This is a genomic window from Pseudomonas sp. LBUM1663, from assembly GCF_059695905.1.
Genome location: NZ_CP166792.1, coordinates 6,370,790 through 6,389,505 on the forward strand (window position 1 = coordinate 6,370,790; position 18,716 = coordinate 6,389,505).

The 18,716-nt window shown below is 60.4% G+C and carries 19 protein-coding genes; 8 read left to right on the top strand and 11 right to left on the bottom strand.

Annotation, left to right across the window (positions count from 1 at the left end):
- The first annotated feature begins 170 nt into the window (after positions 1–170).
- Positions 171–794 (top strand): DedA family protein, encoded by a 624-nt coding sequence (locus ACA075_RS29240; RefSeq protein WP_219094969.1) that lies wholly within the window; start codon positions 171–173, stop codon positions 792–794.
- On the opposite strand, the gene ACA075_RS29245 is transcribed toward ACA075_RS29240, so the two are convergent.
- A complete protein-coding gene (locus ACA075_RS29245; protein WP_497296582.1) occupies positions 775–2,010 on the bottom strand; it encodes a sterol desaturase family protein in 1,236 nt (411 codons plus the stop codon). The two genes, ACA075_RS29240 and ACA075_RS29245, sit on opposite strands and share 20 nt — an antisense overlap.
- A gap of 116 nt (positions 2,011–2,126) precedes the next feature.
- Here ACA075_RS29245 and elbB point away from each other — a divergent pair, with 116 nt between their 5' ends.
- The gene (gene elbB, locus ACA075_RS29250) at positions 2,127–2,795 is read left to right on the top strand and encodes an isoprenoid biosynthesis glyoxalase ElbB (protein WP_497296583.1); all 669 of its coding nucleotides are present in this window, start codon (positions 2,127–2,129) and stop codon (positions 2,793–2,795) included.
- Between the two features lie 34 nt (positions 2,796–2,829).
- Here elbB and ACA075_RS29255 read toward each other — a convergent pair whose 3' ends face one another.
- Both ACA075_RS29255 and ACA075_RS29260 read right to left on the bottom strand, forming a co-directional pair.
- Positions 2,830–3,285 (bottom strand): YaiI/YqxD family protein, encoded by a 456-nt coding sequence (locus ACA075_RS29255; protein WP_497296584.1) that lies wholly within the window; start codon positions 3,283–3,285, stop codon positions 2,830–2,832.
- Between the two features lie 126 nt (positions 3,286–3,411).
- Positions 3,412–5,310, bottom strand: a complete 1,899-nt coding sequence (locus ACA075_RS29260; RefSeq protein ID WP_497296585.1) for an FTR1 family protein — start codon at positions 5,308–5,310, stop codon at positions 3,412–3,414.
- Between the two features lie 166 nt (positions 5,311–5,476).
- On the opposite strand from ACA075_RS29260, the gene ACA075_RS29265 reads away from it, so the two are divergent.
- The 4 genes from ACA075_RS29265 to ACA075_RS29280 are packed head-to-tail and all read left to right on the top strand — an operon-like array spanning position 5,477 to position 8,622.
- On the top strand, positions 5,477–6,874 hold the full coding sequence (locus tag ACA075_RS29265; RefSeq protein ID WP_497296586.1) for a COG3014 family protein: 1,398 nt from the start codon (positions 5,477–5,479) through the stop codon (positions 6,872–6,874).
- A 12-nt stretch (positions 6,875–6,886) separates the two neighbouring features.
- The gene (locus ACA075_RS29270; RefSeq protein WP_497296587.1) at positions 6,887–7,261 is read left to right on the top strand and encodes a YcfL family putative periplasmic lipoprotein; all 375 of its coding nucleotides are present in this window, start codon (positions 6,887–6,889) and stop codon (positions 7,259–7,261) included.
- A 23-nt stretch (positions 7,262–7,284) separates the two neighbouring features.
- The gene (lpoB, locus tag ACA075_RS29275) at positions 7,285–7,875 is read left to right on the top strand and encodes a penicillin-binding protein activator LpoB (protein ID WP_497296588.1); all 591 of its coding nucleotides are present in this window, start codon (positions 7,285–7,287) and stop codon (positions 7,873–7,875) included.
- Between the two features lie 3 nt (positions 7,876–7,878).
- Positions 7,879–8,622: a penicillin-binding protein activator LpoB gene (locus ACA075_RS29280; RefSeq protein WP_497296589.1), complete on the top strand. Its 744-nt coding sequence runs from the start codon at positions 7,879–7,881 to the stop codon at positions 8,620–8,622.
- Positions 8,623–8,800: 178 nt separating this feature from the next.
- Here ACA075_RS29280 and rhtB read toward each other — a convergent pair whose 3' ends face one another.
- The 3 genes from rhtB to ACA075_RS29295 form a co-directional block, all read right to left on the bottom strand.
- Positions 8,801–9,433: a homoserine/homoserine lactone efflux protein gene (gene rhtB, locus ACA075_RS29285; protein WP_497296590.1), complete on the bottom strand. Its 633-nt coding sequence runs from the start codon at positions 9,431–9,433 to the stop codon at positions 8,801–8,803.
- A 253-nt stretch (positions 9,434–9,686) separates the two neighbouring features.
- Positions 9,687–10,268 (bottom strand): mechanosensitive ion channel family protein, encoded by a 582-nt coding sequence (locus ACA075_RS29290; RefSeq protein WP_077747155.1) that lies wholly within the window; start codon positions 10,266–10,268, stop codon positions 9,687–9,689.
- Positions 10,268–12,178 carry an ATP-binding cassette domain-containing protein gene (locus ACA075_RS29295; protein WP_497296591.1) on the bottom strand — a complete coding sequence of 637 codons (1,911 nt, stop codon included), beginning with the start codon at positions 12,176–12,178 and terminating at the stop codon, positions 10,268–10,270. The genes ACA075_RS29290 and ACA075_RS29295 overlap by 1 nt, the downstream gene beginning before the upstream one ends.
- A 50-nt stretch (positions 12,179–12,228) precedes the next feature.
- Here ACA075_RS29295 and ACA075_RS29300 point away from each other — a divergent pair, with 50 nt between their 5' ends.
- Positions 12,229–12,693, top strand: coding sequence for a TIGR02444 family protein (locus ACA075_RS29300; RefSeq protein ID WP_497296592.1), 465 nt, complete (start codon positions 12,229–12,231; stop codon positions 12,691–12,693).
- Here ACA075_RS29300 and ACA075_RS29305 read toward each other — a convergent pair.
- A complete protein-coding gene (locus ACA075_RS29305) occupies positions 12,690–13,874 on the bottom strand; it encodes an AlgP family protein (protein ID WP_497296593.1) in 1,185 nt (394 codons plus the stop codon). The genes ACA075_RS29300 and ACA075_RS29305 overlap by 4 nt on opposite strands.
- Before the next feature lie 192 nt (positions 13,875–14,066).
- Here ACA075_RS29305 and ACA075_RS29310 point away from each other — a divergent pair, with 192 nt between their 5' ends.
- The gene (locus ACA075_RS29310; protein WP_497296595.1) at positions 14,067–14,732 is read left to right on the top strand and encodes an FKBP-type peptidyl-prolyl cis-trans isomerase; all 666 of its coding nucleotides are present in this window, start codon (positions 14,067–14,069) and stop codon (positions 14,730–14,732) included.
- A gap of 59 nt (positions 14,733–14,791) precedes the next feature.
- Here the strand turns inward: ACA075_RS29310 and rsd are convergent, their stop codons facing one another.
- The 4 genes from rsd to ACA075_RS29330 all read right to left on the bottom strand — a co-directional run bounded on the left by rsd (position 14,792) and on the right by ACA075_RS29330 (position 18,716).
- A complete protein-coding gene (gene rsd / locus ACA075_RS29315; RefSeq protein ID WP_497299351.1) occupies positions 14,792–15,250 on the bottom strand; it encodes a sigma D regulator in 459 nt (152 codons plus the stop codon).
- A 177-nt stretch (positions 15,251–15,427) separates the two neighbouring features.
- Positions 15,428–15,979 (bottom strand): disulfide bond formation protein B, encoded by a 552-nt coding sequence (locus tag ACA075_RS29320; RefSeq protein ID WP_497296596.1) that lies wholly within the window; start codon positions 15,977–15,979, stop codon positions 15,428–15,430.
- A 359-nt stretch (positions 15,980–16,338) separates the two neighbouring features.
- A complete protein-coding gene (locus ACA075_RS29325) occupies positions 16,339–17,577 on the bottom strand; it encodes a heme biosynthesis protein HemY (protein ID WP_497296597.1) in 1,239 nt (412 codons plus the stop codon).
- Positions 17,574–18,716: a uroporphyrinogen-III C-methyltransferase gene (locus tag ACA075_RS29330; RefSeq protein ID WP_497296598.1), complete on the bottom strand. Its 1,143-nt coding sequence runs from the start codon at positions 18,714–18,716 to the stop codon at positions 17,574–17,576. The genes ACA075_RS29325 and ACA075_RS29330 overlap by 4 nt, the downstream gene beginning before the upstream one ends.

Below are 18,716 nucleotides of genomic sequence, written 5' to 3' on the forward strand. Positions count from 1 at the left end.
AGTTATAAGCGGCCATTATGACCGTGGTATTACAGTTATGTGCACCCCTGCGGCAGGTAGTCGCATTCCATTGTCCTTGTAGGAAATGTTCACGTCGAGACACATTTGGACACTTTCATGAATGTGCACGAAGGCGTAGGCTGCGCGTTCATTTCGCCAGCATCCAGACAATGCTCCAACAATTTCTTCAGGAATTCGGCTACTTCGCCCTCTTTCTCGGCACGTTCTTCGAAGGCGAGACCATTCTGGTGCTCGCAGGCTTCCTCGCGTTCCGCGGATACATGGACATCAAGATCGTCACGATCGTGGCGTTCTGTGGCAGCTATGCCGGCGATCAGCTGTGGTATTTCCTCGGGCGCAAACACGGTCGCAAATTGCTTGCGCGCAAGCCACGCTGGCAAATGATGGGTGACCGGGCGCTGGAACATATCCGCAAACACCCGGACATCTGGGTGCTGAGCTTCCGCTTCGTCTACGGATTGCGCACGGTCATGCCGGTGGCGATCGGCCTGTCGGGTTATCCGCCGGGGCGTTATCTGCTGCTCAACGGGATTGGTGCTGCCATCTGGGCAGCGGCGCTGGCCGCTGCGGCATATCACTTCGGCGCGGTGCTCGAAGGCATGCTGGGCAGCGTCAAGAAGTACGAGCTATGGGTGCTCGGCGCCCTGCTGATCCTGGGCCTGGGCCTGTGGCTGCGCCGGCGCTTCAAGAATGCCCGTCTGGCGAAGAAGATCTACGCCGACGAGCAAGCCGAGCTGGCCAAGGCCGCCGAGACTAAGACGCCAATCGAGTGAAACGGTCCCTGCAACAGTAGAGACCGATGCCGCTGAGCAGGCTGTAGCTGAGCAGGCCGATCCAGCCCACCGCGCTGGCTGGCCACAGCCCGACCACCGGCGCCAGCCACACCAGCGGCACATTCGATGCCAACCGCAGCAGCTCCAGTTTCAACGCCTGCGGACGATTCTCCAGGGCCATGCCCAACGTAAACAGACCGAATGCCACTGCGCCCCAGCCCAACACCAGCGCGGCAGTCGGCAAACGTGGCTCAAGGTTCATCAAGTAGCTGCCCAGCGCGATGTAGACGCAGAACTGCAACGCCACATACACCTGCTGACGCCCGTCCAGCGGCACCTCGAATTTGCGGAACTGGCTCAGGTCCGGTTTGTTCATCGGGTACTTGGCCGCCACATCCGCCGGCCGCCAACCGGTGCGCATGAACCAGATCCGCAGCTTGTCCCATTTGCTTTCAGCCCGCCGCGCGTCATCCCAAAGCTGCGCGTAAAACTGCACGTTCGCCCACAAAGGATTCCAGCTCGCCAACGGCGTGGTCACGCCAAAAATCACCGGCTCATTGTCGTCCTCTTCCTGGAACGAGCCGAATAGACGGTCCCAAATAATGAACACCCCGCCGTAGTTGCGATCCATGTAGAGAGCGTTCTGTGCATGGTGAGCCCGATGATTGGACGGCGTGACAAAGAACCACTCGAACCAGCCGAGCTTGGGAATGTGTTTGGTATGCACCCAGAATTGATAGAGCAAGTTCAGCGCGGCGACGCTGATGAACACCAGCAGCGGCACACCGAGCACCGCCATCGGCAGGTAGAAAATCCAGCTCAGCAGGAAGCCGGTACTGGTCTGGCGCAGGGCCGTGGAAAGGTTGTAGTCCTCGCTCTGGTGATGCACCGAGTGCGCGGCCCAGAGGATGTTGCGCTCATGCCCCATGCGATGCAGCCAGTAGTAGCAGAAGTCATAGAGAACAAAGGCAAACACCCAGACCCAGACGCTGTCGGCCGACAGCTCGAACAGCGCCAGATGCTTAAGGGCAAACGCATAGGTCAGCAGGCCGATGCCTTTGGTCAACAGGCCCGTGGTGGTCGAAAGCACCCCGGTGCTAATGCTGTTGATCGCGTCCGCCAGCCGATAATTGCTCAACCCGCGCCAACGGTCCGCCAGCAGCTCGACGGCAATCAGCACAAAGAAAAACGGCACCGCATACAGAATGAAGTCCATTGACGCGCCCTGATCGGAATCTTGAGGACAGATGCTAGGTGTAGCCGCGAATTAACCCTATGGCAACGAGTGACAAATTAGTGGACATTTAACGCCATGAATCTGGAGAAAAACCCATGAGCAAAAAAATTGCAGTGATCCTTTCCGGCTGTGGCGTGTACGACGGCGCCGAGATCCACGAAAGCGTGATTACCTTGCTGCGCCTGGACCAGCGTGGCGCCGAGGTGCAGTGCTTTGCCCCCAATATCTCGCAATTGCATGTGATCAATCACCTGACCGGCGACGAAATGCCCGAGTCGCGCAATGTGCTGGTGGAATCGGCGCGGATTGCCCGGGGCAACATCAAGGACATTCGCGAGGCCAGCGTAGAAGACTTCGACGCGCTGATCGTGCCCGGCGGTTTCGGCGCAGCCAAGAACCTGTCGAACTTTGCCATCGAAGGCGCGGGCTGCACGGTTCAACCGGACGTCCTGGCGCTGACCGAAGCGTTTGCCGAAGCGGGCAAACCGGTGGGGTTGATCTGCATTTCGCCAGCACTGGCGGCGAAAATCTATGGCCCGGGCGTGACCTGCACCATCGGCAACGACGCCGATACCGCCGCCGCCATGAACAAGATGGGCGCCACTCACCAGGATTGCGCAGTGAGCGACATCGTCGAAGACAAGGCCCGCAAACTGGTCTGCACCCCGGCTTATATGCTGGCGCAGAGCATCAGTGAGGCTGCATCGGGGATCAACAAACTGGTCGACCGCGTGCTCGAACTGACCCACGAGAATGATGTGTAACACAGGCTCGCTCCCGCAGGGTTCTTTGTAAGGCTCAGGTTTTGCGGGTCAGCCGCGTGAGTATCCGATCCAGCGCATTGGCGAACGCCTGCTTTTCGCGCTCACTAAACGGCGCCGGCCCGCCGCTCATCTGGCCCTGCTCACGCAGATCGGTAAACAGGTTACGCACCGCCAACCGATCGCCCATGTTTTGCGCATCGAACTCCTTGCCCCGTGGGTCCAGCGCGGCAACGCCCTTCTTCACCAGCCGATCGGCCAGCGGCACATCGCTGCAAATCACCAGTTCACCCGGCACCGCATGTTCCACCAGATAGTCATCGGCGGCATCCGGGCCGCTGGGCACCACGATCAGCTTCACCAGGGCCAGGCCCGGTTTGATCTGTGGCTGCCCCGCCACCAGCACCACTTCGAACTGGCGCTTGAGGGCGAACTTCACCACCAGATCCTTCGCCGCCCGTGGACAGGCGTCGGCATCGATCCATACGCGCATTGTGTTTTCCTCCGTTAAAAGCTTCGCGGGCAAGCCTCGCTCCTACAGGATTCGCGCGTTATATAGGGCCGCGTATAACCTGTAGGAGCGAGGCTTGCCCGCGAATGTGAGCGAAGCGAATGCTTCTTAAGAAACCGAAACCCGCCGCTTCTCCGCCACCCAGCTACGCCCATACAACACAATAATCGCAATGATCGCCACCGCCTGAGCACTCAGCGAGTACGCATCCGCGTGGATCCCCAACCAGTCGAAGTCAAAGAACGGCACCGGCCGCGTGCCGAAGATCCCGGCTTCCTGCAACGCCTTCACGCCATGCCCGGCAAACACCACCGACAGCGCGCACAGCAGACCGGCGTTGATGCTGAAAAACAACGACAGCGGCAGTTTCTGCGAGCCGCGAAGGATCACCCACGCCAGCCCGACCAGCAACACCAGCGCCGTTGCACCACCGGCCAGCACCGCGTTATGCCCCGCAGGCCCCGCCTGCAGCCACAGGGTCTCGTAGAACAGAATCACTTCAAACAGCTCGCGATACACCGAGAAAAACGCCAGCGTCGCAAAGCCGAAGCGTCCGCCGCCGCCCACCAGGCTGCTCTTGATGTAGTCCTGCCACGCCGCCGCATGGCGACGGTCGTGCATCCACACGCCGAGCCAGAGCACCATGACGGCGGCAAACAACGCCGTCGCACCTTCCAGCAATTCACGCTGCGAACCGCTGACATCAATCACATAGGCCGCCAGTGCCCAGGTCGCCAGACCGGCCAACAACGCCAGGCCCCAACCGACGTTGACGCTGCGCACCGCCGACTGCTGGCCGGTGTTGCGCAGGAACGCCAGAATCGCCGCCAGCACCAGAATCGCTTCCAGGCCTTCGCGCAGCAAAATCAGCAACCCGGAGATGTAGCTTAAGGACCAGCTCAAGCCGTCGCTGCCCAGCAACCCGGCGGACTCCTTCAACTTCGCCTTGGCTGCGTCCAGACGCTGCTGGGCCTGGGCCACCGGCAAACCGTCCTGCAACGATTGACGGTAAGCCATCAGGGACTTTTCGGTGTCCTTGCGCACGTTGGCGTCGACGTTGTCCAGCGAGCTCTCGACCAGCTCGAAGCCTTCCAGATAGGCCGCTACCGACAAGTCATAGGCTTGATCGTGATCGCCGGCACGATAGGCCAAGAGGCTCTTGTCCAGGGTCGCAGCGGTGTAATCGAGCAACTGCGCCGGGCCACGCTTGACCTGCGGAGGTTGTGCCCGCTGCGCACGGAAGGTCGCGGCGGCTTGCGGGCCATCGGCGGCCTGCACTTCGGCTGGCGTCTGACGAGCGAGGTCGGCGATGTTGAAGGTCTTTTCGGATTTGGCTGCGGCCGGATCGGCGCTGAAACTGGCGATGTAAGTCGCCAGGTCCCAGCGCTGACGATCGTCCAGCTGATCGGCGAAGGCCGGCATGTCCGTACCTTCGACGCCCAGGCCCAAGGTGCTGTAGATCGCGTACAGACTCAGGTGATCCAGGCGCGCAGTGTCTCGCAGATTGGCCGGCGGCGGTGTCAGACCGACACCCGCCGGGCCGTCACCGCCCCCCGTATCGCCGTGGCAGACCGAGCAATGCTGGGCGTACAGCGGTGCGCCACGGGTCGGATCCGGGGTAATGATCGGCGCCTGACTGACTTCATAGGTCACGGCCAGTTTCGCACCCAGCTGTCGAGCCTGACGGGCCACGTCCGTACCGTCCTGACGGGCAGCGATGGCGTTGCGCAGCGTGCTGACGCCTTGCTCCAGCGCGGGTTTTTCCGGTTTGGCCGGCATCGCGGCGATCAAGCCTTGCAAGACCTTGATGAATTCCAGCTGCTCGCGGTATTCGGAGTCGTCGATGACGTTGCCCGCTTGCACCGTCTGCGGGTAATCCGCGCCGATGTAATCGAGCAAATGCAGGGCTTGCGGCGCGCCTTCCACGGTGTCCGCCAGCAGATTGAAACTGCACAAGGCAAACAGCGGCAACACCAGCCAGGCCAGGAAACGGGACGGGGCAGTCATGAATGAATCTCAATTGGTAATACGAAGTAACACATTGTTCACTTCCAGTGCCATTCACTCAAGCTTTGTCTGCGTCGGCCGCTGGAGTGCAGGAACAAAGTGCCATCATCCAAGTCTATAATTTGCCGCCTCATGGCGGCTTATCTTCAAGGAAGACACTCAGTAAATGGCCACCCGCCTGCGCTTCTTGTTTGTACTCGGTGCATGTTTGCTACTGAGCGGCTGTCCCACCCTGCGTGACTACAACGCGGAGCTGGGCGAAACACTCGAGTATTTCAAGGCAGGGCAGCTCGACGGTGCGGTTGCCGTACTCGACCGCAACAATCCCATTCCCCCGGGCGACCTGCTTTACCACTTCGAAAAAGGCGAATTACTGCGCCTCACCGGCAATTTCACTGACAGTTATCAACAGTGGGACTACGCCGACCGGTTGATCGAAGGGTGGGACAATTCGCCCCTGTTCGTCCCCTTCAAAAAATTCACCGAGTTCAACAGTTACAGCGCCAACGACAAGGTGCGCTTCTACGATGGCTACGATTTCGAGAGAGTCGCCCTGACCACGCAAATGGCCCTGATGCTGCTCTCCGGCTCCGAAACGGAACTGGCGCGCGTCATGATCAAGAAAACCCACGAGCGCGAAGCAACCATTGCCGACAAACGTGACAAGCAATACCTGGAACTGGAAAACCAGGCGAAGGAAGAAGGGGTCGCGATGAAATTCCAGGACCTTCAGGGCTACCCGGTAGCGACCCTCGACGCCCCCGAAGTGATCGCGCTGAAGAACAGCTACCAGAGTGCGTTCAGCCATTACCTCGCCGGTTTCATTTACGAATCGCTGAACGAGAAAGACCTCGCCGCGCCGGGCTATCGCCAGGCCATCGAACTGCGCCCCAATACGCCACTGCTTGAACAAGCCTTGCGCAACCTGACCAAATCCCCGCTGAAGGCTGGCGAGGTCGACGTTTTGCTGATCGTGCAAACCGGTCTGGCGCCGGCGCGCAGTTCGGTGCGCGTGCCGATTTCAGTGGACGTCGAAGGTGAAACCTACATCACTAACATGTCGTTCCCGATCCTCATCCCCGACACGTCCACTGCGCCTGTGGACTTCGTCAGGGTGGATGGCAAAAAACAGAAACTGACGTTGCTCAACAGCTTCGGCGACATGTCGCGGCGCACGTTGCGTGACGACATGCCGGGCATTATTCAACGCACGCTCCATCGCGCCCGTTCCAATGTCGAGTACCTGGCCTATCTGAAAAAACACAGGCCCGAGAAACTTGAGGAAACGATCCTGCAGCAGCTTCAACGCGAGGATGCCGACACCCGCGGCTGGCGTACGTTGCCGGACAAGACGCTGGTTGCCCGCCTGCGGCTCAAGAAAGGCCTGCACCAACTGACGCTGCCCAACGCGCCGGACGCAGCACCGGTCAGGTTCAAGGTGGATCAGACCCATCAAGCCTTCAGCCTGCGCGCCGTGGGTGACCGCCGATTCGCCGCCGATGTCGCCCTGCAGCTCGACCCCCTTCCCGCACCGCAGGCTGCCATCAGCCCTGCTCGACCCTGAACGGAGATTTTCATGGGATTGAAATGCTTCGCCGTTGTCGCCCTGGCCTTGTTGGCTGGTTGCGCCACCCCGTCGCCGCCGCCGGAACCCGGCAGTGCCGCCAGCAAAGTCATGGCCACCGGACCGATCGAGAACGTGGCCATCGGGCCGATGCGCATGGCCAGGGAAAACGGTTTCCTGACGGTCAATACGCAGCTGAGCAACACCGACTCCCACAACCGAACGCTCTATTACCGCTATCTTTGGCTGGGGCCGGAAGGCTTCCCGGTGGCCGACGCCGATACCTGGAAAAGCCTGACTCTTTATGCCGAGCAGACGAGCTTTCTGCCGGCCATCGCCCCCGTGCCCCAAGCCGTGGATTTCCGCCTGGAGATCAATACGCCGTGAACCGCCCACTTGAGACTTTGCCCATGTTTGCACGCGTTTCGTTCCTTGCCCTGGCCGCGCTGCTGATCGGTGGCTGCGCCGACAATCGCTCACCGGTGCTGGGCAGTGGCAACATCAGTTATGGCGACCCGAAAGCCGTGGAACTGATCACCAACGAATTCGGCTCGACCGACCTGCAAATGATCGCGGAAAGCATGACCCGCTCCCTCGCCCAGTCCGGTGTTTTGAAGGGCCGCCCGGTGGTTCAGGTGTACGACGTGATGAACAAGACCAGCGAATACATCGACACCCGGGAAATCACCACGTCGATCAAGACCCAGCTGATGCGTTCCGGCACCGCGCGCTTTGCCAGCGACAACACGGACATGCAGAGCCAGGTCGACCATCTGAAATTGCAAAACCAGAGCGGTCTGTACAAGAAGAGCACGGTGGCCAAAACCGGCAACATGATCGCCGCCCGTTATCGCCTGGAAGGCTCGATCAGTTCCATCGTCAAGCGCAGCAACGATTACAAGGACGTCTTCTACAAATTCAGCCTGCAGTTGGTCGATGTCGAAAGCGGGCTGGCCGAGTGGATGGACGAAAAAGAAATCCGCAAGACTACGGAGCGCTAAGCAATGCGTGCATGGATTGGCATCCTGGCCCTGGCCTGCGCCGCTGGCGTACAGGCGGCCCCGAAAATCGCCGTCACCGACCTCGCCTACGAGGCCAGCGTGGATCAATACGTTCACGTGGTCTCGGCCCGGGACAATCATCAGCAGGACTATTACGGCGCCAGTGGCTCGTCCAGTTACGACGAGTACACGACGCAGAACAGCTATCTGGAACAGACCGAAATCCGCCGATTCAGTGGCGACATCAAAGGCCAGATGCTCAAGACCGGGATGTTCCAGCTGATTCAGGGCTCACCCTACACCGCCAGCGCCAAAAGCGATGTGTACGACGTGATCAAACGCATCAAGGCCGGCGACTTCAAAGGCGCCGACTACGTGCTGTTCGGCACACTGTCGGACATCGACTTCACGCAGGACATGAATGAACTGGCCAACACTGACAGCTATTCGGCAGTGCTGGCGCTGACCCTGGTGGCGGACTTCAGCCTGATCAACACCCAGACGTATGAGATCACCTCAGCGTTCACGGCGATGGGCGAAGCTCAGGACACCAAATTGGTGAATGATCGGGATATCCACGTTTCGCTGAACCGGCCCCGGGTGGTGCGGGACGTGTCGAGGTCGTTGGGCGAGGACGTGGCTCGCCAGTTGAGCGAACAGCTCGGGGATGGCAGTTATGTGCCGTCAGGACAACCGCAGCCGCGCAACGACCTGCCGCCGGATACGGCGCCGGTCATCCTGCGCTGATATCCAGGCTGACATTCCAATGTGGCGAGGGGCTTGCCCCCGTTGGGTCGCGAAGCGGCCCCAATCCCAGCAATATCGATGCATCAGGTAAACCGCGGTTGCCGGTTTTACGACTGCTTCGCAGCCGAACGGGGGCAAGCCCCCTCGCCACAATGGATCGCGTCTCCCTTGAGAGGTTTTACACCGCAGCTTTGCGCAGCGTCGCCATAAACGCCGCCGCACCAATGAACAGCCCGGCAAACGTGCGGTTCATGCGTTTCTGCTGTTTTGGCGTGCGCAGCAGACGCAGTACCTTCGACGCCAACCCGGTGTACCCGGCCATGACGATCAGGTCGACGCAGACCATGGTCACGCCGATGATCAGGTACTGAGCCAACAGCGGCGCGTGCGGATCAATGAACTGCGGCAATACCGCCAGCATGAACACGAGGGCCTTGGGGTTGCTGATATTGACCAGGAAGCCGCGAAACACCAGGGCCATCGGCTTGCCGATCTGACGCACGGCTGCGTCGTCACTCATGTCGGTGGGCAGTGCACGCCATTGCTTGATCGCGAGGTAAACCAGGTACGCCACACCGAACCATTTGATCGCATAGAACGCGGTGGCTGATGCCGTGAGAATCGCGCCCACACCGGCGCCGACAATCGCGATCTGTACCGCGAGGCCCAATTGCAGGCCCAGGGCGTTCCAGTAACCGCGCCAGAAACCGTATTGCAGACCGCTGGACATCGACGCAATGGCGCCGGCACCGGGAGACAGACTGATCACCCAGCAGGCGGCAAAAAACGCCAGCCATGTTTGAAGCTCCATTGCACACCTCGACTCAGACTTGTGACAGACGTCTAAGCTAATGCGGCTTTGGGCTGATGACCATCGATTTTTTACGGGATGTTGCGGGTGCCGACCAGTGTTTACGGCTTGAGGGGCTCATCGTCTGACACATCGATATCGCGAGCAGGCTCGCTCCCACAGGTTTTTGGGTTGGATTGCAGATTTGTGATCAACCCGGACCCCTGTGGGAGCGAGCCTGCTCGCGATAGCGGTGTGTCAGGCAACAGAAGGCTTACTTTTCGATCCCGCTCAACGGAAACACATCACTCCCGCGCCAGCGCCGAACCGAGCGCTGGAAGAACAGGCTGTTGGGCACTTGCACCATGGCGCTGCCGGTACCGAGTTCTTCCGCTTCAATCAGCGTGGTGTAAAGCAGATTGATCGCCACCACCCGACCTTTGACGCCGGGCTTGTCGGTGGTGTCCACCAACTCGACGACGTCACCGATGCGGAACGGGCCGACGGTGAAGATCAGGATCGCGCAGAGCAGGTTGGAGAGCACGCTCCACATGGCGAAGAATGCCACTGCCGCGACAGCCACAAACCCGGACAACGCAGTCCAGAGCACGGTGGCCGAGACTCCGAGGCGTTCGAGTACGAAAATCAGCGCACTGCCCATGATCAGCCAGCGCAAACCGCCGCGCAGCGGCATCAGCAGCTGTGGTGGAAACGGGTAGCGCTCGCCCAGGCGAGTCAGGCATTTAGCGACGAAGCGTTGGGCGAAGTAACCCGCCAACAGAATCAGCAGGATTTGCGCGGCGAACCAGATCGGCTCGCCCCACCCCGCCGGCAGCGGCAGCTTGAAGGCTTCCATCAAGACAGCGCCTCCAGCTCCGCCTGCATGCTTTCGAGCAGTTCCAGAGCTTCCATCCAGGCTTCTTCGAGTTCGGCTTCACGCATCTTCAACTTGGCCTGTTCAGCCAGCAGATCGCGCAAGTCGTTTTTGCGCGCCGGTTCGTAAATGTCGCTGTCGCCGAGGCTGGTATCGATCTTCGCCAGTTTCTCGTGCAGCTTGCCCAACTCGGCTTCGAGCTTGTCAGCCTCTCGCTTGTGCGGTGCCAGTTGCTGACGCAACGCAGCAGCAGCCTGGCGCTGGGCCTTCTTGTCGGTCTTGTCCGGGTTGACCGGGGTGTTGCTGACCGGGGCATTGCGCTGACGGTAGTCGACCAGCCAACGGGCGTAGTCTTCCAGATCGCCGTCGAACTCCTCGACCTTGCCGTCCGCCACCAGATAGAAATTGTCGGTGGTGCTTTTGAGCAGATGGCGATCGTGAGAGACCACCAGCACCGCACCACTGAATTCCTGCAGGGCCATGGTCAGCGCCAGTCGCATTTCCAGGTCCAGGTGGTTGGTCGGTTCGTCGAGCAGCAACAGGTTCGGCCGATCCCAGGCAATCAACGCCAGGGCCAAACGGGCCTTTTCGCCACCGGAGAAATTCAGCACCGGCTCGTCGATACGCGCGCCACGGAAGTCGAAACCGCCGAGGAAGTCGCGCAGGGTCTGCTCGCGTTCGGTGGGTGCCAAACGCTGCAAGTGCAGCAACGGGCTGGCCTTGGAATCCAGAGAGTCCAGCTGATGCTGGGCGAAGTAGCCCACGACGGTGTTTTCGCCACGGGTCAGGCGACCGGCCAACGGCGAGAGTTCACCGGCGAGGTTCTTGATCAGGGTCGACTTACCGGCGCCGTTCGGGCCCAGCAAACCGATCCGCGCACCGGGGGTCAGTTGCATCTTGACCTTCTCCAGCACGGCTTTGTCGCCATAACCCAGGCGAGCATCCGACAGATCGATCAGCGGGCTGGAGATTTTCTGCGATTCGCGGAAGACGAAGTCGAACGGCGAATCGACATGCGCGGCGGACAGTTCTTCCATCCGCTCCAGGGCCTTGATCCGGCTCTGGGCCTGACGGGCCTTGGTGGCCTGGGCCTTGAAGCGGGCGATGTAGCTTTCCATGTGCGCACGTTGCGCCTGCTGCTTCTCGTAGGCCTGCTGTTGCTGGGCCAGGCGTTCGGCGCGGGCACGTTCGAACGCGCTATAACCGCCGCGGTACAGGGTGATCTTGCGCTGATCGACATGGGCCACGTGATCGACCACGGCGTCGAGGAAATCCCGGTCGTGGGAAATCAGCAACAAGGTGCCGGGATAGCTCTTCAGCCATTCTTCGAGCCAGATGATGGCGTCGAGATCCAAGTGGTTGGTCGGTTCGTCGAGCAGCAACAGGTCCGAGGGGCACATCAAAGCCTGCGCCAGGTTCAGACGCATCCTCCAGCCACCAGAGAAATCTCCTACCGGACGATCCATTTGCTCGTTGGTGAACCCAAGGCCAGCCAGCAGCTTGCGGGCCCGAGCGTCTGCGGTGTAACCGTCGGCACTGTCGAGTTCCGCGTGCAGGCGTGCCTGAGCCGCGCCGTCATGCGATGCTTCGGCCGCGGCGAGGTCGCGTTGCACCTCACGCAGTCGCAGGTCACCATCGAGCACGTAGTCGACCGCTAGGCGTTCGAGGGTCTCGATTTCCTGACGCATGTGGGCGATACGCCAGTCGGCCGGCAGGAAGCAGTCACCCGAGTCCGGGTGCAGCTCGCCCCGGATCAAGGCGAACAGGCTCGATTTGCCGGCGCCGTTGGCACCGATGAGGCCGGCTTTGTGGCCGGCGTGCAGGGTCAGCTCAGCGTCTTCTAGCAGACGTTGAGGGCCACGCTGTAAAGTCAGGTTCTGAAGTCGAATCATAATGGCGGCGGAGTCTACCAGCTTCGCTCGCAACTGGCGCGAGTAGCACTATGTCCTCTGACCTGTGGAGCTTTTCCGTTACCACTTACTCCCGTCGCGGCGTTGAAGCCGCGTGCCTGACGTTGCAGTCGGCGGGTGTGAACGTGTGCTTGCTGCTATGCGGGTTGTGGCTGGGAGAACGTGGCGTTACCTGCAACGAACAACGCTTGCAGTTGCTTCGCGATGTAGCCGGACCTTGGGACGCCGATGTCGTGCAACCGTTGCGCGCCTTGCGAATGCAATGGAAAGCCGCCGCTGGCGAGGATGCCGGGCTGGATGATTTGCGCGAACAAGTGAAAACGCTGGAGATGGAAGCAGAACGGCATTTGCTGTTGCGACTGGAGCGTTTGGCGCAGAGTTGGCCGCAGTATGAGGTGACCGATTCAACGGCCTGGCTGGAAGGTGTGGCGGCAGGCGCCGCCCACCTGGACCGCGACGCGCTGCATCAGCTGCGCGTCGCGGCAACCGGCACTTAGGAAGCGCTGGCTGGGGTGGTGCTCGACGGTGCGGCTGGCGTTGGCGCAGACGATGGGGTCGAGGTGGTGGCTACTGGAGCAGGCGAAGCCGATGCAGCTGGCGACGGAGCTGGAGTCGCTGGTTTGGCAACTGGCGCAGTCGCTGGCTTGGCAGCAGCGGCCGGTTTTTTCACGGCTGGCTTCGCGGCAGGTTTTGCGGCTGGCTTCGCGGCAACAGGTTTTGCAGCGGCTGGTTTGGCTGCTGGTTTGGCTGCTGGTTTCGCTGCAGCAGGCTTGGCGGCGGCAGCGGGTTTCGCGGCGGCGGCTTTGGCAGCGGGTTTAGCAGCGGGTTTCGCCGCAACTTTTGCAGCGGGTTTCGCAGCCGGTTTGGCGGCTGGTTTGGCGGCAGCGGTTTTAGCCGCGGCAGGTTTTGCGGCTGGCTTGGCGGCAGCAGCTTTTGCAGCGGCAGGTTTTGTAGCTGGCTTGGCAGCAGGTTTGGCAGCAGCCGTTTTAGCAGCTGGTTTTGCTGCCGATTTTGCAGCAGGTTTTGCCGCTGCGGTTTTCGCCACAGCCGGTTTCGCAGCCGCGGTTTTTGCAGCAGGTTTAGCGGCGGCCGTTCTGGCAGCAGGTTTGGCAGCCGTCGATTTAGCAGCTGGTTTTGCAGCGCTGGCAGCAACCGGTTTTTTCGCCGCAGGTTTTGCCGCAGCTTTCACCGGCGCTTTGGCGACAGGTTTGGCCGGTGCTTTTGCAGCAGTCGGTTTGGCAGCAGCTTTCTTGGCAGGTGCGGCAGAAGGCTTGGCCGAACGCAGGGACAACGCCTTGCCGACAGCCTCCTGTACGCGACCGATACCCTGGGCCAGTTTCAGGCTTTCTTGAGCATCGCGCTTGAGTTGCAGAATGTAGCTGCGGGTTTCGGATTGACGATCCTTGAGGGCATCGAGCAAGTCCTCAAGTTCTTTCACCGCACCCTTCGCTTTGGTTTGTGCCTTGGCTTTACCGGCAGCTGCGGCGTCCTGCAATTTGGTACGGGATTTGTGCAATTTCTCCTGCGCTTTTCCGCGCTGCTTTTCCAGTTTGGCGAGCAGTTTTTCAGCATCAGCCAAGGCTTGGGAACAAGCGTTTTCCAAATGATCGAGCAGGCTGCCCGAGAGTTGTTGGAGTAAGTGCAACGGGGTATTTACAGGCTTCTTGGTGGCCGACATGGTTTACCTCCTGGCTGACGTGGGTGCGGCTCATACTAGACCTCTGATGACACCGCCGCTAGGGCATGTTGACAGTATCGAAAGCGCTGCGTTGCAACAGATTGAAATTCTTCTGCGCGGGTGCAAAACCAGTTCACCTTTGAGCGCACTCACACTGGCATAATCCACCGCATCTCAGATCGGAGTGTGCCCATGTCGCGCTACTTTTTTTTATCGTTGTGTGTGTTTTTTTCCGTGGCCCAGGCCGCCGAAAAAACCACCCCAAATGAGGCTCACGATCTTGCTTACAGCCTGGGTGCGAGCCTGGGTGAGCGCTTGCGCCAAGAGGTGCCGGATCTACAACTCCAGGCATTGCTCGACGGCCTGCAACAAGCCTATCAAGGCAAGCCACTGGCATTGAAAGACGAGCAGATCGAACAGATTCTGGCCGAGCACGAAGCCCAAGTCGCCGAGCAACCCGCCGTCGCGCAAAGTGAAGTCGCACTGGAAAAAGAGCAGCGGTTCCTCACCGAGGAAAAAGCCAAACCGGGTGTTCGTGAATTGGCGGATGGCATTTTGCTGACCGAGTTGGCTCCGGGCACGGGGGCCAAGGCGGGTCCTAATGGCAAGGTCGAAGTTCTATATGTAGGACGCCTTCCCGACGGCACTGTGTTCGATCAAAACAGCAAGCCTCAGTGGTTCAGTCTTGATAGCGTGATCAGCGGCTGGCGCAGCGCATTGCAAAACATGCCGGTGGGTGCGAAATGGCGCCTGGTGATTCCGTCGTCGCAAGCCTATGGCGCGGACGGTGCCGGCGACCTGATCGCCCCCTTCACGCCACTGGTGTTCGAAGTCGAATTGCGCGGCGTCACAGGCTGAAAGCCGGAAACGAAAAACGGCGCGCATCGCGCACCGTTTTTTAGTCTTGCAGGAGAGGTTCAGGCCTGAACCGGGTCCTCTTCCTTATGAGCAGTGTGCAGCACTTCGATCAGGCAATCTTCCAGTTCGAAGCGTTCGTGCAACAGCCCGCCCAGCTCCTTGAATTTCTCTGCGACGCACTTGCCTGCATCACACAGGTCATTGAACGCCAGCAACTTCTCGGTGATGACGTCGATGCGCGGGTAAATCGTCTCGGCCAGCTCCAGCCCGCGAGTATCGCCAAAAGCCTTGGCTTCGCCGGTCAGCTGTTCGTAGATTTCGAAGTGCCCGGCAGATACGTAATCGACCAGCACGCCGCAGAATTCCTGCAACGGCTTTCGGTTTTCGCCCAAAGCCGCTGGCTCGGCACCGAGAGCATCGTAGGCTCGAACCAGTTCGTGACGCTCCTGCAACCAGCGATCGATCAGCAGATGCACTCCACCCCAACGTTCCTGAGCATTCTGACAACTTTCGAGCATGGTGATCTCTCTTCCCTTGTGGGTCATGCTGCCCTACACCTGTCGCAGTCTTGATAATCAAGAATCGACCAGGCAGAGCGTCATCGAGCAACATAATTCCAATGACACGTGCGGGCCAGATTATGCCCGCGCGACAATGGCTTCAAGGTACGCAGGAGATAAAGTTCATACAAGTGTTTAATCACCCGCCAGCCCCCGGGGCGACGACACGCCGCTGAGCGGTCGCTCGCAGGCAAGCCAGACAACGCGCAGCAACTGATAAACACCCAGAATCGTCATCGCCATGAAGAGCAGCAGACTCCATTCGGGGATGCTCAGGTCGAACAGCGTCCAGGAAATTTCTGCGCAATCTTCGTCCCCTTTGAACATCCGCGTCACTTTGCACAGCCAGGGCAGGTTCTCGTATAGGACCTGCGGATGGGTGGAGCAGGTCGATAGCTGATGCGCCGGATCGCTTTGCAACAAGACTTGCCGCCACGCCGTGACCATACCGGCGAGACTGCATGACAAACCGAGCAGCCAATAAAGAAAAGTCCCGAAGCGGCCGGGGCCATGCACCGAAGCCGTCAGGCAGACACCGGTAAACAACGCCAGGCAGACTCGCTGCAAAAGGCATAACCCGCAAGGCTTGAGGCCGATTGCGTATTCCAGGTAATAGGAAACGCCCAAGGCCAGGGCACCTGCAATAAAAGCCATGAAAAACAAGGAGCGTGAGCAGGCCAAAAACATGGCTTATCCGTAACAGTAGAGACAGGCGGTTACGGTAGAGGAAAGCGCGCCAGCCTTTCAAGGCAGGCCGGCACGGACACTTCACCAGAAGTGTAGGGAATTCCCGACAGCGTCGAGAGGACTTGATGTAGCCCCCTGTAGGACAAAGCCGATCAGGGATTGCAAAGCTAAACATTCAACGAGATTTGAGCGGCCAGATCGCGCTCAGGAATGACTCCCGCCCCTGTAGCAGCAGGCGCAGCCTGCGTCCGGCTGCAGAGCAGTCTTCATAAATTTAAACGCGATTTGCCTGATGAAACCGTAGCGCTCGTTTTACGACTGCTTCGCAGCCGGACGCAGGCTGCTGCAGAGGGAGTACGTCAGGCGTAAACGGGCGCTGGGAGTGGCGCCGCCAAGAGGCGCTCGTCCAGCAGGACCAGGCCTTCCTGGAACAACTGGTTGCTGCGCTCTGTGTCGCCAAGCTGAGCGAGCAACCGCGCCAGTTCCGCACAGGCTTCCGGGTTGCGCTGTACCCGCAAACTGCTTTCCAGATAGTCCCGCGCCTTGCCCCACAGACTGCTTTGCAGGCACAGCCGGCCGAGTGTCAGCAGAAGGCTTGGGTCGGCCGGATGATCCTTGAGCCAACCCTCGGCCGTTTGCAGTTGACGAGCCGGATCGCTACCGCGCACCAGACCGTAGAGACGCGCCAAATGACTGTCGTACTTGCGCTTGAGCGCCGTGCGCAGAACTTCTTCTGCTTCGACCTGTGCGCCCAGTTGCCGCAGTTGCTCCGCGTAGGCCAGCACCAACTGAGGCTCCTGGCGCTGAGCCGAGGTGAGTTGCTGCCAGGCGCGATTGAGCGATTGCAAACCCACCGTGCCGTCCGCTTCCTGATGCGCCGCCAGGGAAAGGTTTTCACCCCACGCCCGGCGTTCCAGATCGGCCAGCTCGGCGGGCGGCAAGACTTTATCCTTGCGCAGCTCAGGCAGCAGGCGAATCACCGCCGACCAGTCGCCGCGCTGCTGATGCAGACGCTGCAACTGGCGCAGGGTCTGGACGTTATGAGGATGGCGCTCGTGCATGGCTTGCAACGTCACCAGAGCGCCTTCCGTGTCGCCACGGTCGTTCTGCAACTGCGCGTGACTCAAGGCAATCGCCAACTCCGCCCGGGGCTGGCGTTCGAGGGCGCGCTCCAGCAAGTTGTCGCATTCCTCGTAGTGACCTTGTTCATTGGCGGCGCGTGCAGCCCCGAGGTAGTAGAGCAGCGGCTGGCGCTCGGCTTCGGCGGCGCGATGCAGGTGACGCTGCGCACTGGCCCATCGACCTTCTGCCAAGTCCAGCTGACCATGTTCGATCGCCACTTGCACCCGACGGCTGCGATTGCGCCGCGACCACGGATTGACCACGCCGCTGGACGTCATCACCAGCTCGACCAACGCCTTGATGCCCCAGAACACCAGCCAGAGCACGACGACCAACGCCAGGGTTGCCCACAGGCTCGCTTCATAGCGGAAGGTCTTGTAGGCGATCAACACGTAACCGGAATGCTCGGCGATCGCCAGGCCCAGTGCGGCAGCTGCGGCGATGACCAGAAACACGATCACATAAAGGCGTTTCATGGCGTGGCCTCCTGCGCAGTATTGGCGGCCGGTTTCGCCATCGGCTTGATCGAGTCTTCGGCGTTGACATTACGCCGCTCCAGATACCCCTGAACCGCACTCAACGTCCCGGTGAGGTCCGGCGTGACCACCGTGACCGGCTGCTTGCTCAACTCGCCCACCTGCTCAAGCATGACTTTGCTTTGAGGGTTGTCCGGGTTGAAGTTGCCCGTCAATACATCACGCGCCTCGGCCAGCGCCTGTGTGTAGACCGCTGCCTGGCCATTGAGCGCGGCCCACTGCGCCTGCTCCAGCGCCAGGCTCAGCGCCAGACGCACCTGACTCAAGCTCTGCCCTGCCAGCAATGGGCGAACATTTTTGTCAGCATTGAAGTCGATGCGGATGTAGCGCGAAATCTGATCCCACCACTGCGCCCAACGACTGGCACCGTCGCCATCGGCCGTCAGGCCCAACAGCGATTCGCCACGATCTTTGTACTCAGGGGCCAGCTCGGTGAGGTCGATGACCTGATCGCGCAATGCGCCCAATCGCAGGAACAACCCGGTACGATCCGGCTGCTCTGTGCTGCGCAGCGCCACCAGGGTTTTGGCGACTTGCTCGCGAGCGGCGAAGGCACCGGGATCGTTCTGTTCACGCAAAATTTCATCGGCGCCCTGCACCAGGGCCTGGGCGCTGCTGATGTCCTGCAGCGCAGAAAGACGCAGGCTGGCCAGACGCAACAAGTGCTCGGCTTCGGCTAGACGCCAATCCTTGCGGCTCGCGCCGAGGACGGTTTCAAGACGCTGATTCAAGCGTTGCTGATCGCCTTGCAACTGCGTCACCAGACGGCTGCGAGCGTCCAGTTCTTCGGCCGCAGGCATTTGTTCAAGGCGCGCGCTCAAGCGCTGTTCGTTGAGTTTCAGGCTCTGCGCCTGATCGCTCAACGCCTGGACCTGGCTCAACTGCTGCTGATTGTTGGCTTGCAGGTGACGCACCTGCCAGACACCCCAACCGCCCACGGCAACACCGGCGGCGCCCAGCAGTAGCGCGACGATTGCCAGCCCATTGCCCCGGCGCTGCACTGTGGCAGGTGGTGGAGTTTCAACCGGCGCTTCAAGCACCGGCAGCACGTCATCTTTAGGCAAGGCTGTTTCGCTCAC